Consider the following 18,358-nt stretch of genomic DNA (forward strand, 5'->3'; position numbering starts at 1 on the left):
CAAAGACGTAAGTGCCGCGGTTAAGCGGCGTCCCTGAGGTGCCAGATCGGGCTTTGCGCCACGCTCCAGTGCCGGTATGGGATGCACTTAACCGCGGTGATTTTTTTTATGGCTGTTTTTTGCCACAAGAGCTGTTTATGAGCACTATTCCATTGACGAAGCGCGGCGCAGATCAGCTGCGCGACGAGTTGCAGCGCCTCAAATCGGTCGAACGTCCCGCCGTCATCAGTTCGATTGCGGAAGCGCGCGCCCAAGGTGACTTGTCGGAAAACGCCGAGTACGACGCTGCGAAAGAAAAGCAGGGCTTTATCGAAGGCCGCATCGCCGAAATCGAATCGAAGCTGGCGGCTGCGCAAGTCATCGATCCCGCCGCGCTCGAGGCCGACGGCCGCGTCGTGTTTGCCGCGACGGTCGATCTGGAAGATCTGGATTCGGGCGATGAGGTGACTTATCAGATCGTCGGCGACGACGAAGCGGATCTCGAGCACGGCCTCATCTCCGTCAGCTCGCCGATCGCTCGCGCGCTGATCGGCAAGTCGGAAGGCGATGTCGCGGCGGTGCAAGCGCCTAGCGGCGTGCGCGAGTACGAAATCATCGCGGTCCGCTACGTCTGAGGCTGCTGTCGTGTCTTCGATGCCGCATCGTCTGTTCAGGCTGCTGACGGTCGTTTGGGTCGGCAGTCTGCTGACCATCGGCTATGCGGTGGCGCCCGTGCTGTTTACGTCGCTCGACCGGATGACGGCGGGTGCGGTCGCGGCGCAGCTGTTCCGGATCGAAGGCGTGATCGGCGTGGTATGCGGCGTGTTGCTGCTCGCGCTGTGCAATCTGCTGGTCCGGCGCGGCGGCGATGCGTATCGGCATCTGCGTTGGTTGATCGCCGGCATGCTGGTATGCGTGCTGGTTGGCTACTTCGCGGTGCAGCCGTTTATGAATGCGCTGCGCATCGCGGCGCAGGAAGCGGGCACCGACGTCGGCCACTCCGTTTATGCGAGCCGTTTCGGCATGCTGCACGGCGTGTCGAGCGTGTTCTATCTGATCGAAAGTCTGTTGGGCATCGTGCTCGCGTGGAAATTGCCGGCGGGCTCGAATCTCGTGGCGGAGCAGGGCGCGGGGCGCGTCGCGGGCAGGACGGCTGGATAAGCTGTTCGTAGAAGGTGCATTCGGCCCGAAGGCTGATTCACGTTCGCAAATCCCCACGAAGCGCGGCCGATCGCCGCATGAGACGATGGCCTGCAATCCTGGTTCGAATAGCGCGGTCCAGATGTCGACTCCGATCGTCGCGCCACTCCAGATTTACTTCGTCTGATGCATGCGCTTTGCGCTTGTCTGGCGTTTCTTTGCTTTCTTGATGTTGCCGCCAGCCGTCACGCGCTCATTGCCGCGCACGAGTACCTTTTGCGGCTTTGGACGGCGCATCGGGTTGTCGGTTGCCTTGACAACCTTGACGACGCGCGGCGCGCCGCCTTTCTTCGGCGGCTCTTCCGAGATCGCCTCGCGCGCGCTAGGCAGCGCGGCGCGCTTCGATTTCGCAGCAGGCGCGCGTTCGGTGCGTGCCGATTCGGGCTTCCAGATCACGAGCAGCTTGCCGATATGCTGAATGGGTGCCGCATTCAGCCGATCGCAGATCTCTTCGTAAATTGCGACGCGCTCTTCGCGCTCGTCGCCGAATACACGGATCTTGATCAGCTGATGCGCCTTCAGATTGACCTTGATTTCGGCCAGCACGGCGTCGGTCAGCCCTTCGGCGCCGACGATCACGACCGGCTTGAGCGCGTGAGCCTGGGAGCGCAATTCGGCGCGTTGTTCGGAAGAAACTTTGAGGGCTGGCATGGAAAGTGGAAGACTCGACTAAAATGGCATCGCCCGCGGCTGGGACCCGTCGGTCCGTAATTCAGCGGGGCGCGCGCGAGAAATAAGAAAACTGCGCGGAAAACTGCGATGAACACGGCGCCGGCGTCAGCATGAACAGGACGGCCGGCGCGGACTGCAAGCAGAACCACGAGCGCGGAAGACGGCCCAGGCCGCGGCCGCGCAAATTAAACGCGTATTATCCGCTAAAAGCGCGTCATCACGTAGCAAGAGTTCAACGTTTAATGGCAAAAAACCGCTTCAACCAGTCGTGGCTGCACGACCACATCAACGATCCGTACGTGAAAATGGCGCAGCGGGAGGGTTATCGCGCCCGCGCGGCCTACAAGCTGAAGGAAATCGACGAGCAGGACAAGCTGATCCGCCCGGGCCAGATCATCGTCGATCTGGGCGCGGCGCCCGGCAGCTGGAGCCAGTACGTGCGCAACAAGCTGGCGCAGGGCAAGCACCGCGATACGCAACGCGAAGGCGGGATCGACGGCACGATCATCGCGCTCGATCTGCTTCCGATGGAGCCGATCGCCGACGTGCACTTCATTCAGGGCGACTTCCGCGAGGACGATGTCCTTCAGCAACTGGAAGAAGTCGTCGGAGATCGCGCGGTTGATCTTGTAATTTCAGATATGGCGCCCAACCTGTCTGGAGTGGCGGTGGCGGACGCAGCGCGAATCGAGCATGTATGCGATCTCGCACTGGAATTCGCCCAAAACCACCTGAAGCCCGATGGTGCCCTTTTAGTCAAATGTTTTCACGGCAGCGGTTATAGCCAGATTGTCGAAAAGTTCAAGCACCAGTTTAAGACGGTGGCCGCGCGCAAGCCGAAAGCATCCCGGGACAAGTCGTCCGAGACGTTTATTTTGGGCAAGCATCTGAAACGGCCACGTTGAAAACGGGTCCAGTGATATGTGAGCCCGCATTCCGGTACGCCGGAAAATAAGAGCGCTGAGATTGCGCGGTACGCTATTTGTGCGGTAGTGAATGCTTATGGCAGGGGTCCCCGGAAGGGATTAGAATGCCTGAGTGGTGCCGCAAGGCAAATGTAGGCGCTTGTCTATGAGTGAAGGAGTGGTGCTTTGAACAACAACATGTTTTCGAAAGCAGCAGTGTGGCTGGTAATCGCACTGGTGCTGTTTACGGTGTTCAAGCAGTTCGACAAGCCCCGTGTCCAGGAAGGCGTTTCCTATTCGCAGTTCATGGACGACGCGAAAAGCGGCAAGGTCAAGAGCGTGATCGTCCAGGGGCGCAACCTCACGGTGACGCCGGCCGACGGTCAGAAATATCAGATCGTGTCGCCGGGCGACATCTGGATGGTCGGCGACCTGATGAAGTATGGCGTGCAGGTCAGCGGCAAGGCCGATGACGAGCCGAACGCGCTGGTGTCCGCGCTGTACTACCTCGGGCCGACGATCCTGATCATCGGGTTCTGGTTCTACATGATGAGGCAGATGCAGGGGGGCGGGAAAGGCGGTGCCTTCTCGTTCGGTAAATCCCGGGCGCGTCTCATCGATGAGAACAACAACGCGATCAACTTCTCAGATGTCGCTGGCTGTGACGAGGCGAAGGAAGAAGTCTCTGAACTTGTCGACTTCCTGCGCGATCCGCAAAAGTTCCAGAAGCTGGGTGGCCGCATCCCGCGCGGCGTGCTGCTGGTCGGCCCGCCGGGAACCGGTAAGACGCTGCTGGCGCGCGCCATCGCTGGCGAAGCAAAGGTGCCGTTCTTCAGCATTTCGGGTTCGGACTTCGTCGAAATGTTCGTCGGTGTCGGTGCGGCCCGCGTGCGCGACATGTTCGAGCAGGCGAAGAAGCATGCGCCCTGCATCGTGTTCATAGACGAAATCGACGCGGTCGGCCGTCATCGCGGCGCCGGCATGGGCGGCGGCAATGACGAACGCGAACAGACGCTGAACCAGATGCTCGTCGAAATGGACGGGTTCGAGGCGAACTCGGGTGTGATCGTGATCGCCGCAACGAACCGTTCGGACGTGCTGGACAAGGCGCTGCTGCGTCCGGGCCGTTTCGACCGCCAGGTGTACGTGGGTCTGCCCGATATCCGTGGCCGCGAGCACATCATGAAAGTGCACCTGCGCAAGGTGCCGATTGCGAACGACGTCGACGCAGCGGTTATCGCGCGCGGCACGCCGGGCTTCTCGGGTGCCGATCTGGCGAACCTCGTGAACGAAGCGGCGCTGTTCGCCGCGCGTCGTGGCAAGCGCATCGTCGAGATGCAGGATTTCGAAGACGCGAAGGACAAGATCTTCATGGGTCCGGAGCGCAAGTCGGCGGTGATCCGCGAAGACGCGAAGCGCGCGACGGCTTACCACGAGTCGGGCCACGCAGTGATCGCAAAGCTGCTGCCGAAGGCCGACCCCGTGCACAAGGTCACGATCATTCCGCGCGGCCGTGCGCTGGGTGTGACGTGGCAGTTGCCGGAGCACGACAACGAAACGTATTCGAAGGACTATCTGCTGGATCGTCTCGCCATTCTGTTCGGCGGCCGTGTCGCGGAAGAGCTGTTCCTGAACCTGATCAGCACGGGCGCATCGGACGACTTCAACAAGGCGACGTCCACGGCCCGCGCAATGGTCGCCCGTTTCGGCATGACCGACGCGCTTGGACCGATGGTCTATGTCGACGACGAGAACGAGCAGTCGCCGTTTGGCCGCGGCTTCACGCGTTCGATTTCGGAGGCGACGCAACAGAAGGTCGATTCGGAAATCCGCCGCGTGCTCGACGAGCAGTACAACCTCGCGAAGCGTTTGCTGGAAGAGAACCGCGACAAGGTCGAAGCGATGACCGCCGCGCTGATGGAGTGGGAAACGATCGACGCCGATCAGATCAACGACATCATGGCCGGCCGTCCGCCGCGCTCGCCGAAGAGCACGCCGTCGCCCGGCGATGCATCGTCGGGTGGCAGCAGCCCGGGCGCGGAAGTGAAGCCGGGCAGCGCGACTGCTCCTGCTTGATGACGGGTTGAGTGGTTTATACGGGCCGGTGTACTGCACACCGGCCCGTTTTCATTTCTAATGCTGCTACGCGCAGCGTAGTTCTGTTGCGATTCCCACCAACTTCTTCGTAGTACGTCTCGTGTCAAACGCCGATTCCCCGCTTTTTCCGATCCCCGAACCGCTTCAATGCGGCCGATTCACGCTGTCGTTCGAACGCCCGCTCGTGATGGGCATTCTGAACGTCACGCCCGATTCCTTTTCCGACGGCGGCCGATACGTGCTGCGCGGCGAGGCGCTGCGCCAGGCGGAGTGCATGCTGCTCGACGGCGCTGACATTATCGACATCGGCGGCGAGTCGACGCGCCCAGGGGCACCGCCCGTGCCGCTCGACGAGGAACTGGAGCGCGTGATCCCGCTCGTCGAGCAGTTGCGCGACGCGAACGTCCCGCTTTCCGTCGATACCTACAAGCCCAAAGTGATGCGCCATGCGCTGGCTGCGGGTGCTGATCTGATCAACGATATCTGGGGCTTCCGGATCCCCGGCGCGATCGACGCCGTGCGTGACAGCCAGTGTGGTCTGTGTGTGATGCACATGCTGGGCGATCCGCAAACGATGCAGGCGAAGGAGCCTGTCTACGACGACGTCGTGGCCGATATCCATGCATTCCTCGACGAGCGCGTCAAGACAATGATCGACGTGGGCGTTGCGAAAAATCGCATCAGCGTTGATCCCGGATTCGGATTCGGGAAGACGGTCGATCATAATTACACCCTGCTTGCGCATCTGCCGCAGATTGCGCCGACGGTCGGCGCGCCGCTGCCCATTCTCGCGGGCATGTCGCGCAAGTCGATGCTCGGTGCGGTCGTGAACCGGCCCGCGCCGGAGCGGGTAGCGGCGAGCGTCGCTGCCGCCGTGTGCGCAGCCGAACGGGGCGCTGCGATCATCCGCGTGCATGATGTCGCGCAGACAGTAGACGCACTGAAAGTTTGGGCAGCGACGCGCGATGCGGCGCGACGCGCCTGATCTCCACGCTTGGGAAGGAACAGAACACTATGGGACGTCGATATTTCGGAACGGATGGCATACGGGGCAAGGTCGGCGACGCGCCGATCACGCCGGACTTCGTGTTGCGGCTCGGCTATGCGGCCGGCAAGGTGCTCGCGGGCGCCGACAGGTGGGCGAAAACGGGTACGCGTCCCACGGTGCTGATCGGCAAGGACACGCGCGTGTCGGGCTACATGCTCGAAGCCGCGCTGGAATCGGGCTTCGCGGCGGCCGGCGTCGACGTGATGCTGGCCGGTCCGATGCCGACGCCCGGCGTCGCGTATCTCACGCGCGCGCTGCGTCTCGCGGCGGGCGTCGTGATCAGCGCGTCGCACAATCCTTATTACGACAACGGCATCAAGTTCTTCTCCGCCGACGGCAACAAGCTGCCGGATGAAGTCGAGTCGCTGATCGAAGAGCAACTGGACAAGCCGCTCGAATGCGCGCCGTCCGAACGTCTCGGCAAGGCGCGGCGTCTCGACGACGCGGCTGGCCGCTATATCGAGTTCTGCAAGAGCACGTTCCCGCAAGCGTTCGATCTGCGAGGCATGAAGCTGGTGATCGACTGCGCGCACGGCGCCGCGTACGACGTCGCGCCGCACGTTTTCCATGAGCTGGGCGCGGATGTGATCACGATCGGTGTCTCGCCGAATGGCTTCAACATCAACGATGGCGTCGGCGCGACCGCTCCCGATGCGCTCGTGCGCGCTGTGCGCGCGAACAAGGCGGATATCGGCATTGCGCTCGATGGCGACGCGGACCGTGTGCAGGTCGTCGACGCGAACGGCCGCCTTTACAACGGCGACGAGCTGCTGTACGTGCTGGTGAAGGACCGGATCGCGACGCAAGGCAAGGTCGAAGGGGCGGTCGGCACGCTGATGACCAACATGGCCGTCGAAGTGGCGCTGAAGAAGGCGGGCGTGCAGTTCGTTCGCGCAGCCGTCGGCGACCGCTACGTGCTGGAGAAGCTGCGCGAGCATCATTGGGAACTGGGCGCGGAAGGCTCCGGTCACATTCTGTCGCTGGATCGGCATTCGACGGGCGACGGCATCGTGTCCGCGCTGCTCGTGCTGGCCGCGATGCAGCGCAGCGGCCGCTCGCTCGAGCAGTTGCTGGAAGGCGTGACGCTCTTCCCGCAGAAGCTGATCAACGTGCGCATGCAGCCGGGCGCGGACTGGAAGGGCAGCGAGGCGATTCGCCGCGCGATCAGCGCGGCGGAGGGCGCGCTCGACGGCAGCGGCCGCGTGCTGATCCGCGCCTCGGGCACCGAGCCCGTGCTGCGTGTGATGGTCGAGGCCGCGCGCGAGAAAGATGCGTTGTACCACGCCGAAACGATCGCCGAAGTGGTGAAGCAGGCGACCGCCTGATTTCCGGCAGCCGTGTTTTAACGGGAAGGGCGGCCACATGCCGCCCTTTTTTGTGCCCGCAGTTCGGTAAGCCGCGGGGCGATGCGTGATGGATGCGTTGTGCATGCGTCACATACGCAAACGTTGGCGCTCGCCAATTTCGAGCCAGAAACGGCGCATTCGCCGCGCATCCGTTTTGGCAGTGGAAACCCTGACATGACGCCTTTCGGGTACGTAATAAGACTGTCACGGGAAAGTCACGGACAGTCACAGTACCGTCATAATCGGCCACTATTCTTCGCGGTGTCGTGTCACACGCTCATACCAACCGGAGAAAACATGAAACTGATGCAAACCGCGTTCGCTGGCATGGCTGGCGCTCTCTTCGCGATCGCAGCGCAAGCCGCCGACATCACTGGCGCGGGCAGCACCTTTGCAGCACCGATCTACACGAAGTGGGCTGACGCCTATCAGAAGACGGGCGGCGGCAAGGTCAACTACCAGGGCATCGGCTCGTCGGGCGGCATCAAGCAGATCGTCGCGAAGACGGTCGACTTCGCAGGCTCGGACGCTCCGCTGAAGGACGACGAACTGGCCAAGGACGGCCTGTTCCAGTTCCCGACGGTCGTCGGCGGCGTCGTGCCCGTCGTCAACATTCCGGGCGTGAAGGCGGGCGAAATCACGCTGTCGGGCGAAGTGCTCGGCGACATCTACCTCGGCAAGATCAAGAAGTGGAACGACCCGGCTATCGCCGCGCTGAACCCGAAGGCGAAGCTGCCGGATACGGACATCGCCGTGGTCCGCCGCGCTGACGGCTCGGGCACGAGCTTCATCTGGACGAACTACCTGTCGAAGGTCAACACCGAGTGGAAGTCGAAGGTCGGCGAAGGCACGACGGTCAACTGGCCGACGGGCACGGGCGGCAAGGGCAACGACGGCGTCGCGGCATTCGTGCAGCGTCTGCCGGGCGCGATTGGCTACGTCGAGTGGGCGTATGCGAAGCAGAACCACATGATCTTCGTCGACCTGAAGAACTCGGCGGGCGCAGTGGTCGAGCCGAAGACGGAAACGTTCAAGGCAGCGGCAGCAGGCGCTGACTGGTCGAAGTCGTTCTACCAGATCCTGACGAACGAGCCGGGCAAGAACGCATGGCCGATCGTCGGCGCGACGTTCGTGCTGCTGCACACGACGCAGGAAAAGGGTCCGCAAGGCGCGGAAACGCTGAAGTTCTTCGACTGGGCGTTCAAGAACGGCAACCAGGCTGCGAACGATCTGGACTACATCTCGCTGCCGGAATCGGTCGTGTCGGAAATCAAGACGCAATGGAAGGCAAAGGTCAAGGACGCATCGGGCAAGGCGCTCGCCGAGTAATCCTTTACCTCGTAGCAGCATCTACCGCGCGCATGAGATGTGCACGATACGCGCGGCCGGCCGCCCGGCTTCGATGAAGCCCGGCGGCCGTAGTACTGGCCGTCTGGCATACGCCATGCGGCAACCGGAAACGCGGAAACAGGTTTACAGCTCCCATGTCCGACCTCCCTCTCTCTTCTGACGCGGCCCGGTCGACTCCGCCCGGCAGCACGGCGCAAAAGGCGCCCAGCCGTGCCGGCGACATTATTTTCGGCGGCCTCGCACGGCTTTCCGCGATCGTCACGTTACTGCTGCTCGGCGGCATTATCGTGTCGCTGATCGTCGCTTCGATGCCGACGATCCAGAAATTCGGTCTCGCCTTCCTGTGGACGGCAGACTGGGATCCCCCTTCGGAGCAGTTCGGCGCGCTGGTGCCCATCTACGGCACGATTGCGACGTCGATCATCGCCCTCATCATCGCGGTGCCTGTGAGCTTCGGCATTGCGCTCTTTCTGACTGAGCTGTCGCCTGCCTGGCTGCGTCGGCCGCTCGGCATCGCGATCGAGCTGCTCGCCGCGATTCCGTCGATCGTCTACGGCATGTGGGGCCTGCTCGTCTTTGCGCCGATCTTCGCGACGTGGTTCGAAAAGCCGCTCGGCTCGCTGCTGTCCGGCATGCCGGTCATCGGGGCCCTGTTCAAGGGCGCGCCGATCGGCATCGGCATTCTGTGCGCGGGTGTCATTCTCGCGATCATGGTCATTCCGTACATCGCATCCGTGATGCGCGACGTGTTCGAAGTCACGCCCGTGCTGCTGAAGGAGTCGGCATACGGCATCGGCTGCACGACGTGGGAAGTGATGTGGAAGATCGTCCTGCCGTTCACGAAGACGGGTGTGATCGGCGGCGTGATGCTCGGCCTCGGCCGCGCGCTCGGCGAGACGATGGCCGTCACGTTCGTGATCGGCAATACGAACCTGCTCGACAACGTTTCGCTGTTTTCGCCGGGTAACAGCATCACGTCGGCGCTCGCGAACGAATTCGCGGAAGCGAGCCCAGGGCTCCATACGGCGGCGCTGATGGAGCTCGGCCTGATCCTGTTTGTGATTACCTTCATCGTGCTGGCGATTTCGAAAATCATGCTGCTTCGCCTCGAGAAAGGGGAGGGCGCGAAATGAGCCAACCCTCGTTGAACATGCCGGGCAGCAACGACAGCGCAGCGCTCGAAGCGATGCGCAACAAGCTGCAACGACGCCGCAAGGCGACCAATGCGGTCGCGCTGACCCTGTCGCTCGCGGCGATGGCGTTCGGCATCATCTGGCTCGTGTGGATTCTCTATACGACACTGCGCCTGGGCATCGGCGGCCTGTCCGTCGAGCTCTTCACGCAATCGACGCCTCCGCCGAACACGGACGGCGGCGGTCTCGCGAACGCGATCGTCGGCAGCCTGCTGCTCGTCGTGCTTGCGACGTTCGTCGGCACGCCGATCGGCATCATGGCGGGCGTGTATCTCGCCGAATACGGCCAGAAGGGCTGGCTTGCGAGCGTCACGCGCTTCATCAACGACATTCTGCTTTCGGCGCCGTCGATCGTCGTCGGTCTGTTCGTGTATGCGCTCGTCGTTGCGAAGATGGGCCACTTCAGCGGCTGGGCGGGCGTGATCTCTCTCGCGCTGCTGCAGATTCCCATCGTGATCCGCACGACCGAGAACATGCTGAAGCTCGTGCCGAATGCGCTGCGCGAAGCGGCCTTCGCGCTCGGCACGCCGAAGTGGAAGATGGTGCTGTCGATCACGCTGAAGGCGTCGGTGGCGGGCATCGTCACGGGCGTGCTGCTCGCCGTCGCGCGTATCGCCGGCGAGACGGCGCCGCTGCTTTTCACGGCGCTGTCGAATCAATTCTTCTCTGTGGACATGAATCAGCCGGTTGCGAACCTGCCGGTCACGATCTTCAAGTTCGCAATGAGCCCGTTTGCGCAGTGGCAGTCGCTCGCATGGGCTGGCGTATTCCTGATTACGCTCGGGGTGTTGGGACTCAACATCCTCGCGCGGACGATCTTTTCGAAAAGTTAAGGGCGGAGCGATCCGATGAACATGGCAGAAAGTCACCTGAATCCCATCGAGCGCCCGGCGTCACCCGCTGGTTTCGACCCGGCCCAGAGCGGTCATGCGGCAGCGCCCGCGCAACCGAAAATCGAAGTCAACAACCTGAACTTCTTCTACGGCAAGTATCACGCGCTGAAGAACATCAACCTGCAGATTCCCGAAGGCAAGGTGACGGCGTTCATCGGCCCGTCGGGCTGCGGCAAGTCCACGTTGCTGCGCACGTTCAACAAGATGTACGCGCTCTATCCCGAGCAGCGCGCCGAAGGCGAAATTCTGATGGACGGCGAAAACCTGCTCACGTCGAAGCGCGACATCTCGCTGCTGCGCGCGCGCATCGGCATGGTGTTCCAGAAGCCGACGCCGTTCCCGATGTCGATCTACGACAACATCGCGTTCGGCGTGAAGATGTTCGAAACGCTGTCGCGCTCGGAGATGGACGACCGCGTCGAGTGGGCGCTGACGAAGGCCGCGCTGTGGAACGAAGTGAAGGACAAGCTCGGCCAGAGCGGCTACGGCCTGTCGGGCGGCCAGCAGCAGCGCCTGTGCATCGCGCGCGGCATTGCGATCCGTCCGGAAGTGCTGTTGCTCGACGAGCCGTGCTCGGCGCTCGACCCGATTTCGACGGGCCGCATCGAAGAGCTGATCGCCGAACTCAAGAGCGACTACACGGTGGTGATCGTTACGCACAACATGCAGCAGGCCGCGCGTTGCTCGGACTACACTGCCTATATGTACCTCGGCGAGCTGATCGAATTCGGCGACACCGAGAAGATCTTCATCAAGCCCGTCCGCAAGGAAACGGAAGACTACATCACGGGCCGCTTCGGCTAAGCGCACGGCGCGAGCTTAGGGAGTACGACATGACGGATAAACACCTGTCCAGCCAGTTCGACGCCGACCTGAATCTGGTCTCCTCGAAGGTGCTCGAAATGGGCGGCCTCGTCGAGGCGCAGATCGTCGCCGCGATGAACGCGTTGAACGAATTCGACACGGGCATCGCCGATCAGGTGATCGCAGCCGAAGACCGCCTGAACACGATGGAAGTCGAGATCGACGAAGAGTGCAGCAACATCATCGCGCGCCGTCAGCCGGCTGCGCGGGACCTGCGTCTGCTGATGGCGATCTCGAAGACGATCACGAACCTGGAGCGCGCCGGCGACGAAGCCGAAAAGATCGCGAAGCGCACGAAGCGCCTCTCGGAAGACGGCGCGGCGCGCACGATCAACATCGCCGAAATCAAGCTGTCGGGCGAGATGGCCGTGAGCATCCTGCGCCGCGCGCTCGACGCGTTCGCGCGCCTCGACACCGTGGCCGCCGCGCAGATTGTGCGCGACGACAAGGCGATCGACGAGGAATTCCGCGGTTTCGTCCGCAAGCTGATTTCGTACATGACGGAAGATCCGCGTCTGATTTCCGTGGGCCTCGATTTCCTCTTCATCGCGAAGGCGATCGAGCGGATCGGCGACCACGCGAAGAACATCGCCGAATTCATCATCTACGTGGTGAAGGGCACTGACGTGCGGCACAAGGGGCGCGACGCGCTGGAGCGCGAAGCGCTCAGCTGATGTGCCCTTGATACGCAACCGATCGAATCCGGCAAACCGTTCCCATAGCATTACGTTTATCAAGAGGCGCCGATGCCCAGCAGTATTCTCGTTATCGAAGATGAACCCGCGATTTCCGAGCTGATCTCGGTCAACTTGCAACATGCGGGCCATTGTCCGATTCGTGCGTACAACGCCGAACAGGCGCAGAACCTGATCAGCGATGTGCTTCCCGACCTCGTGCTGCTCGACTGGATGCTGCCGGGCAAATCGGGCATCGCGTTCGCGCGCGACCTGCGCAACAACGAGCGCACGAAGCACATCCCGATCATTATGCTGACCGCGCGCGGCGACGAGCAGGACAAGGTGCTCGGCCTCGAAATCGGCGCCGACGACTACGTCACGAAGCCGTTTTCGCCGAAGGAACTGATGGCGCGCATCAAGGCGGTGCTGCGCCGTCGCGCGCCGCAACTGACGGAAGACGTCGTTGCGATCAACGGCCTGAAGCTCGACCCGGCGACGCACCGCGTGGCCGCGCATGCGGAAGGCAACGAGATCAAGCTCGATCTCGGTCCGACGGAATTCCGCCTGCTGCATTTCTTCATGACGCATCCGGAGCGCGTGCATAGCCGCACGCAGCTGCTCGATCAGGTGTGGGGCGATCACGTGTTCGTCGAGGAGCGCACGGTCGACGTGCATATCAAGCGACTGCGCGCGGCGCTCAAGCCGGCGGGTTGCGATGCGATGATCGAGACGGTGCGCGGCAGCGGCTATCGTCTGGCCAAGAGCGCATAAGGTACACTGGCCGGTAACACGAAGCGCGCTGCGAGGCCTCACCGCAGCGCGCTTTGTTGTCTCTGATCTCTCAAGAGCTGGTCTCTAACGTCGCAGGAACACATGAACATCATCTGGGCGCGCTCCCTGGTATCGCTCGTGCTCCTCGCTGTTCTCTGCGTGGCAGTCGGCATATTCGTCAACACGAAGGTAGCGCTGAGCCTCGCCGTGATCGCGCTGCTCGCGCAGGGCATCTTTAGCACGTTCCACAAGCAGCGTCTATGGCGGCTGCTCGATGCGCCCGTCTACGGCGAAGTGCCGAGCGCGCCCGGCATCTGGGGCGAAATCTACTACCGGCTGCACAAGCTCGCGAAGCGCTGGCATGCGCAGGTGCGCCAGGTCGAGCAGCAGCACTCGCGCTTCATTCAGGCGATCCAGGCATCGCCGAACGGCGTTGCGATGCTCGACGATCACGATCAGATCGAGTGGTGCAACGCGATCTCCGAGCAGCACTTCGGCCTCGACGCGAAACGCGACTTGCGTCAGCACATCACGCATCTCGTGCGTCATCCCGACTTTGTCCGCTACCTGAACTCGCATCACTACGACGAGATGCTGATCATGCGCGGCATGGGCGACAAGCGGCAGAACGTGCTCTCCGTGCAGGTGTTCCCGTATGGCGAGAACCGCAAGCTCGTGCTGTCGCAAGACATCACGGAACTCGAGCGCACCGACGCGATGCGCCGCGATTTCGTCGCCAACGTCTCGCACGAACTGAAGACACCGCTGACGGTGCTCGCCGGTTTTCTCGAAACGATGCGCGATATTCCGCTCGACGACGAAGAACGCGCGCGCTACCTCGATCTGATGATGCAGCAGGCGCAGCGGATGCAGCACATCGTCAGCGATCTGCTCGTGCTCGCGACGCTCGAAGGCGACAACAAGCCGCCGAGCAACCAGATGGTCGATATGCGCGCGGTGATCAGGCATCTGCAGGAAGACGCGGAAAGCCTGTCGGCGGGACGTCATCGGATCGCGTTCGATTCCGACGAAGCGCTCACGGTCACGGGCGTCGAAACGGAAATTCTCAGCGCGTTCGGCAACCTCGTCACGAACGCGATCCGCTATACGCCCGATGGCGGTTCGATCAACGTGAGCTGGCGCGTGCAGGGCGGACAGGCGACGTTCGTCGTCGCCGACAGCGGCCTCGGCATTCCTGCTGCCGATATTCCGCGTTTGACCGAGCGCTTCTATCGCGTCGATCGCAGCCGTTCGCGTGACACGGGCGGCACGGGCCTCGGGCTCGCGATCGTCAAGCACGTGCTGCAACGGCACGACGCGCAACTCGAAGTGAAGAGCGAAGAAGGGCGCGGCAGCACGTTCACGGTGCGGTTTCCCGCCGCGCGCACGGCGCTGCTGCATACGACGGCCGCGTGACTTTCAGGCGCGACACGCCCGGTGAAACGAAAAAGCCCGCAATTTGCGGGCTTTTTTGCATGTTCGCCTGATTGCGGAACGCGGCGCTTATGAACAGAACTTCGTCAGGAGACTCATCTGCGCATTGCGCGACGACTTGCCCGGACGGCGCCGGCGATAGTGGCCGTCGCTTTGCATCAGCCACGCGGCCTGGTTGTCGCCGAGAAATGCCGACAGGCCTTCCGCGATCACGCGGCGCTTCAGGCGGCGGTCGTTGACCGGGAATGCGACTTCGACGCGGCGGAAGAAGTTGCGGTCCATCCAGTCGGCGCTCGACAGATAGACCTGTTCGCGGCCGTCGTCGTGGAAGTAGAAGATGCGGTGATGTTCGAGGAACCGGCCGACGATCGAGCGGACCGTGATGTTCTCCGACAGCCCTTCGACGCCCGGCTGCAGCGAGCAAACGCCGCGCACGATCAGGTCGATCTTCACGCCAGCTTGCGAGGCCTCGTACAGTTCCGCGATGACAGTCGGCTCCAGCAGCGCGTTCATCTTCGCGACGATGCGCGCGCGCTTGCCTGCACGTGCATGTTCCGCCTCGGCGCGAATCGCGTCGACGAGCTTCGGATGCAGCGTGAACGGCGACTGCCACAACTCGTGCAATGGCAGCTCGCCGCCGATGCCCGTCAGTTGCTGGAACACGTGGTGCACGTCTTCGCAGATCTTCTGGTCGGCCGTCATCAGGCCGAAGTCGGTATAAAGCCGTGCCGTGCGCGGATGATAGTTGCCCGTGCCCAGATGCGCGTAGCGCTTCAGGATCGACTTGCCGCCTTCCGACACGCGCCGCACGATCAGCATCATCTTCGCGTGGCACTTGTGGCCGACCACGCCGTACACCACGTGCGCGCCGACGGCTTCGAGCTGCGACGCCCAGTTGATGTTCGTCTCTTCGTCGAAGCGCGCGAGCAGCTCGACGACCACCGTCACTTCCTTGCCGTTGCGCGCGGCCTGCATCAGCGCGTCCATCAGCGGCGAATCGGTGCCCGTGCGATAGATGGTCTGCTTGATCGCGACGACGTTCGGGTCCTTCGCGGCCTGCAACAGCAGTTCGAGCACCGGCTGGAAGCTCTCGTACGGATGATGCAGCAGCACGTCGCCCTGATCGATCACGTCGAAGAGGCTCGCGCTGTTGGCGATCTGCGGCGGCGTCGCGGGGATATGCGGGACAAACTTCAGATCGGGCCGATCGACCATCTCGGGCAATTGCATCAGACGCACGAGATTCACGGGGCCATCGACGTAATAGCAATCCTTCTGCGACAGGCCGCTTTCGTCGAGCAGACGCCGCACGAGATGCGCGGGCGTTTCCGCCGATACTTCGAGCCGCACCGCATTGCCTAGATGGCGCGCGGGCAGTTCGCCCTGCAGCGCGACGCGCAGGTTCGTGATTTCATCTTCATCGACGAACAGCTCGCTGTTGCGCGTGATGCGGAACTGGTTGCAGCTGCGCACGACGAGATTCGGAAACAGCTCGCCGACAAAGCGTTGCAGCAGCGAGCTCAGGAGCACGAAGCCATGCGGATAGCCGGACAGTTCCTGCGGCATGCGCACGAGACGCGGCAGCGCGCGCGGCGCCTGCACGATGCCCATCACGGCCTGGCGGCCGAACGCGTCCTTGCCCTCCAGCTCGACGACGAAGTTCAGGCTCTTGTTCAGCACGCGCGGAAAAGGGTGCGCGGGGTCGAGGCCGATCGGCGTCAGGACGGGCAGCAGTTCATCGAAGAAGTAATCGCGCGCCCATTGCGTCTGCGCTTCGTTCCATGCTTCCGTGCCGTGAAAGTAGATGCCTTCGTCTTCGAGCGCGGGCAGCACGGTGTCCTGCAGCATCGTGTACTGACGATGCACCAGTTTCTGCGCGCGCTCGACGACGAGATCGTACACATGCTGCAGTGACATCCCATCAGGCGAGAGCGCGCCGGGGTTGTCGCGCATCTGTTCCTGAAGGCCGGCCATGCGGACTTCGAAGAATTCGTCGAGATTGCTGCTGGTGATGCAGATGAAGCGCAAGCGTTCGAGGAGAGGTACAGCCGGGTCCGCGGCCTGCGCGAGCACACGCTCGTTGAACCCCAAAATGCCCAGCTCGCGATTCAAAAGAGGGTAGCGGTTGGACATCGGCGGTGAGAATGAGAGATCGGTAGGTGACTCGAAAGGACGCTCGGAAATTCTCACAGTATGATGACAGGTGCGTGAATTGGGGTTTTCGTAATTTTACGCTTTTGACTCCGCGTGTCGTAAATATGACGTAACGATATGTGACGATAGCGCACGACAATGGCGGAGGTGACAGCGCGATGTCCAGTACGCTTAAAATGGCGACTTTGAACAACGCGGTGACGAATGTGCCCGCCAGGGGCGCAGCATCCGCGCGCATGAGGTCCCCCTTCCCGATGGTCAATACTCCGCCACTCCTCGCCGCCGTCGATCTCGGCTCGAACAGCTTCCGCCTGATTGTGGGCCGCGTCGAAGAAACCGATGCAGGCAGCCAGATCTATCAGGTGGACGCGCTGCGCGAACCGGTGCGGCTCGGAGCCGGCCTGTCGCGCGAAAAAATGCTGGACCGCGCTTCGCAGGTGCGTGGCTGGGATGCGCTCAAGCGCTTCGGCGAGCGTCTGCGCGATTTCCATCCCGATCATGTGCGCGCCGTCGCGACCAATACGCTGCGCGTCGCGAAGAATGCGCAGGAATTTCTCGGCGAAGCGGAAGCGGCACTCGGTTTTCCCATCGAAGTCATTGCAGGCCGCGAAGAAGCGCGCCTGATTTACGCGGGCGCCGCGCATTCGGTGCCGGCGAGCGCGGGCAAGCGGCTTGTCGTCGACATCGGCGGCGGCTCGACGGAATTCATCATCGGTTCGCACTACACGCCGATCAGGATGGAGAGCCTGTATATCGGCTGCGTGAGCCACAGCCGGCAGTTCTTCCCGTCGGGCAACGTCGACGAATACACGATGCGCCAGGCCGAACTCGCGGCCTCGCGCGAAATCCAGATCATCTCGGCCGACTACAAGGCGGAAGGCTGGGAGCAGGGCATCGGCTCGTCGGGCACGGCGCGCGCGTTGGCTGAACTCGTCGAGGCGAACGACTTCAACGATCAGGGCATCACGCACGGCATATCGCGCGGCGGCCTCGAACGTCTGAAGCGCGCGCTGATCAAGGCGGAGAACGTCAACCGGCTCAAGCTCATCGCGCTGAAGCCGGACCGCGTGCCCGTGCTGGCGGGCGGCCTCTCGATCATGATCGCCGTGTTCGACGAGCTCGGCGTCGACTACGTCGATACGACAGACGGCGCATTGCGCCTGGGCGTGCTGTATGACCTGCTCGGGCGTTCGCAGCATCAGGACATGCGCACGATCACGGTCGAAGGCTTCATGCGGCGCTACGGCGTCGATCGCGCGCAGGCGAGCCGTATCGGCGAACTCGCCGTGAACTTCTACGATCAGCTCGACGAGCCCGACGCGGAAGTGCGTGAAGAGAACCGCATGTTCCTCGGCTGGGCCGCCGCGCTGCATGAAATCGGGCTGTCGATTTCGCACAGCGCGTATCACAAGCATTCGGCGTATATCGCGAGCAACGCGGACATGCCGGGCTTTTCGCGCACCGATCAGGCTCGCCTCGCGGCGCTCGTCGTCGGCCATGCAGGCAAGCTCGGCAAGCTCGCGCAGACGCGCGATCTCGAATGGAAGCTGCTGTTCTGTCTGCGGCTCGCGGCGCTGTTTTGCCGTCGCCGCGCCGACGCCGGCTTGCCGGAGATACACGTCGCGGAAGCGAACGGCGGCTACGAAGTGCGCCTGCCCAATTCGTGGGTCGCGAACAACCCGCTGACCGACTACAGCCTGATCCAGGAAGCGGCGGAGTGGGAGAAGATTCGCACGCCGTATCGCGTCGTCTATACGGACGATTGATCGCTCAGG

At 62.6% G+C, this 18,358-nt stretch carries 16 protein-coding genes; 14 read left to right on the plus strand and 2 right to left on the minus strand.

The features are described from left to right. Positions 1-137: 137 nt before the first annotated feature. Positions 138-614: a transcription elongation factor GreA gene (gene greA, locus VSR68_RS02745; RefSeq protein WP_342938309.1), complete on the plus strand. Its 477-nt coding sequence runs from the start codon at positions 138-140 to the stop codon at positions 612-614. A 19-nt stretch (positions 615-633) separates the two neighbouring features. Next, positions 634-1,140, plus strand: a complete 507-nt coding sequence (locus VSR68_RS02750; protein WP_342938434.1) for a DUF4149 domain-containing protein — start codon at positions 634-636, stop codon at positions 1,138-1,140. 153 nt (positions 1,141-1,293) lie between these two features. Here the strand turns inward: VSR68_RS02750 and VSR68_RS02755 are convergent, their stop codons facing one another. Then, complete coding sequence (locus VSR68_RS02755; RefSeq protein ID WP_342938310.1) at positions 1,294-1,830, minus strand: YhbY family RNA-binding protein; 537 nt, start codon at positions 1,828-1,830, stop codon at positions 1,294-1,296. 263 nt (positions 1,831-2,093) lie between these two features. On the opposite strand from VSR68_RS02755, the gene VSR68_RS02760 reads away from it, so the two are divergent. From VSR68_RS02760 to phoR, 11 genes are all read left to right on the plus strand, one after another. Further along, on the plus strand, positions 2,094-2,756 hold the full coding sequence (locus VSR68_RS02760; RefSeq protein WP_342938311.1) for an RlmE family RNA methyltransferase: 663 nt from the start codon (positions 2,094-2,096) through the stop codon (positions 2,754-2,756). A gap of 186 nt (positions 2,757-2,942) precedes the next feature. After that, positions 2,943-4,832: an ATP-dependent zinc metalloprotease FtsH gene (gene ftsH, locus VSR68_RS02765; RefSeq protein ID WP_342938312.1), complete on the plus strand. Its 1,890-nt coding sequence runs from the start codon at positions 2,943-2,945 to the stop codon at positions 4,830-4,832. A gap of 121 nt (positions 4,833-4,953) precedes the next feature. Beyond that, the gene (folP, locus tag VSR68_RS02770; protein WP_342938313.1) at positions 4,954-5,838 is read left to right on the plus strand and encodes a dihydropteroate synthase; all 885 of its coding nucleotides are present in this window, start codon (positions 4,954-4,956) and stop codon (positions 5,836-5,838) included. 29 nt (positions 5,839-5,867) lie between these two features. Further along, a complete protein-coding gene (glmM, locus tag VSR68_RS02775) occupies positions 5,868-7,226 on the plus strand; it encodes a phosphoglucosamine mutase (RefSeq protein WP_342938314.1) in 1,359 nt (452 codons plus the stop codon). Between the two features lie 318 nt (positions 7,227-7,544). Further along, complete coding sequence (gene pstS, locus VSR68_RS02780; RefSeq protein ID WP_342938315.1) at positions 7,545-8,576, plus strand: phosphate ABC transporter substrate-binding protein PstS; 1,032 nt, start codon at positions 7,545-7,547, stop codon at positions 8,574-8,576. Between the two features lie 155 nt (positions 8,577-8,731). Beyond that, positions 8,732-9,730, plus strand: a complete 999-nt coding sequence (gene pstC, locus VSR68_RS02785) for a phosphate ABC transporter permease PstC (RefSeq protein ID WP_090867148.1) — start codon at positions 8,732-8,734, stop codon at positions 9,728-9,730. Beyond that, positions 9,727-10,623, plus strand: coding sequence for a phosphate ABC transporter permease PstA (pstA, locus tag VSR68_RS02790; RefSeq protein WP_342938316.1), 897 nt, complete (start codon positions 9,727-9,729; stop codon positions 10,621-10,623). Before pstC ends, pstA begins: the two co-directional genes overlap by 4 nt. Positions 10,624-10,638: 15 nt before the next feature. Then, positions 10,639-11,487 (plus strand): phosphate ABC transporter ATP-binding protein PstB, encoded by an 849-nt coding sequence (gene pstB / locus VSR68_RS02795; RefSeq protein WP_087733601.1) that lies wholly within the window; start codon positions 10,639-10,641, stop codon positions 11,485-11,487. A gap of 29 nt (positions 11,488-11,516) precedes the next feature. Beyond that, positions 11,517-12,221: a phosphate signaling complex protein PhoU gene (gene phoU, locus VSR68_RS02800; RefSeq protein ID WP_342938317.1), complete on the plus strand. Its 705-nt coding sequence runs from the start codon at positions 11,517-11,519 to the stop codon at positions 12,219-12,221. A gap of 72 nt (positions 12,222-12,293) precedes the next feature. Beyond that, positions 12,294-12,995: a phosphate regulon transcriptional regulator PhoB gene (gene phoB, locus VSR68_RS02805; protein WP_007748110.1), complete on the plus strand. Its 702-nt coding sequence runs from the start codon at positions 12,294-12,296 to the stop codon at positions 12,993-12,995. A gap of 102 nt (positions 12,996-13,097) precedes the next feature. Further along, positions 13,098-14,411: a phosphate regulon sensor histidine kinase PhoR gene (gene phoR / locus VSR68_RS02810; RefSeq protein ID WP_342938318.1), complete on the plus strand. Its 1,314-nt coding sequence runs from the start codon at positions 13,098-13,100 to the stop codon at positions 14,409-14,411. An 87-nt stretch (positions 14,412-14,498) separates the two neighbouring features. On the opposite strand, the gene ppk1 is transcribed toward phoR, so the two are convergent. Continuing rightward, positions 14,499-16,562, minus strand: a complete 2,064-nt coding sequence (gene ppk1 / locus VSR68_RS02815) for a polyphosphate kinase 1 (protein ID WP_342938319.1) — start codon at positions 16,560-16,562, stop codon at positions 14,499-14,501. A 197-nt stretch (positions 16,563-16,759) separates the two neighbouring features. On the opposite strand from ppk1, the gene ppx reads away from it, so the two are divergent. Next, on the plus strand, positions 16,760-18,349 hold the full coding sequence (gene ppx / locus VSR68_RS02820) for an exopolyphosphatase (RefSeq protein ID WP_342938435.1): 1,590 nt from the start codon (positions 16,760-16,762) through the stop codon (positions 18,347-18,349). Positions 18,350-18,358 lie beyond the last annotated feature (9 nt).

The sequence above is a fragment of the Paraburkholderia phymatum genome (assembly GCF_038900715.1).
GTDB lineage: Bacteria > Pseudomonadota > Gammaproteobacteria > Burkholderiales > Burkholderiaceae > Paraburkholderia > Paraburkholderia phymatum_A.

What these genes read in the sequence shown, in the direction of transcription:
- greA (WP_342938309.1), top strand. Translation starts at nt 138, where the DNA reads ATGAGCACTATTCCATTGACGAAGCGCGGCGCAGATCAGCTGCGCGAC.
- pstB (WP_087733601.1), top strand. Translation starts at nt 10,639, where the DNA reads ATGAACATGGCAGAAAGTCACCTGAATCCCATCGAGCGCCCGGCGTCA.
- pstA (WP_342938316.1), top strand. Translation starts at nt 9,727, where the DNA reads ATGAGCCAACCCTCGTTGAACATGCCGGGCAGCAACGACAGCGCAGCG.
- glmM (WP_342938314.1), top strand. Translation starts at nt 5,868, where the DNA reads ATGGGACGTCGATATTTCGGAACGGATGGCATACGGGGCAAGGTCGGC.
- ppx (WP_342938435.1), top strand. Translation starts at nt 16,760, where the DNA reads ATGGCGACTTTGAACAACGCGGTGACGAATGTGCCCGCCAGGGGCGCA.
- ppk1 (WP_342938319.1), bottom strand. Translation starts at nt 16,562, where the DNA reads ATGTCCAACCGCTACCCTCTTTTGAATCGCGAGCTGGGCATTTTGGGG.
- VSR68_RS02750 (WP_342938434.1), top strand. Translation starts at nt 634, where the DNA reads ATGCCGCATCGTCTGTTCAGGCTGCTGACGGTCGTTTGGGTCGGCAGT.
- VSR68_RS02755 (WP_342938310.1), bottom strand. Translation starts at nt 1,830, where the DNA reads ATGCCAGCCCTCAAAGTTTCTTCCGAACAACGCGCCGAATTGCGCTCC.
- phoB (WP_007748110.1), top strand. Translation starts at nt 12,294, where the DNA reads ATGCCCAGCAGTATTCTCGTTATCGAAGATGAACCCGCGATTTCCGAG.
- phoU (WP_342938317.1), top strand. Translation starts at nt 11,517, where the DNA reads ATGACGGATAAACACCTGTCCAGCCAGTTCGACGCCGACCTGAATCTG.
- VSR68_RS02760 (WP_342938311.1), top strand. Translation starts at nt 2,094, where the DNA reads ATGGCAAAAAACCGCTTCAACCAGTCGTGGCTGCACGACCACATCAAC.
- phoR (WP_342938318.1), top strand. Translation starts at nt 13,098, where the DNA reads ATGAACATCATCTGGGCGCGCTCCCTGGTATCGCTCGTGCTCCTCGCT.
- pstC (WP_090867148.1), top strand. Translation starts at nt 8,732, where the DNA reads ATGTCCGACCTCCCTCTCTCTTCTGACGCGGCCCGGTCGACTCCGCCC.
- pstS (WP_342938315.1), top strand. Translation starts at nt 7,545, where the DNA reads ATGAAACTGATGCAAACCGCGTTCGCTGGCATGGCTGGCGCTCTCTTC.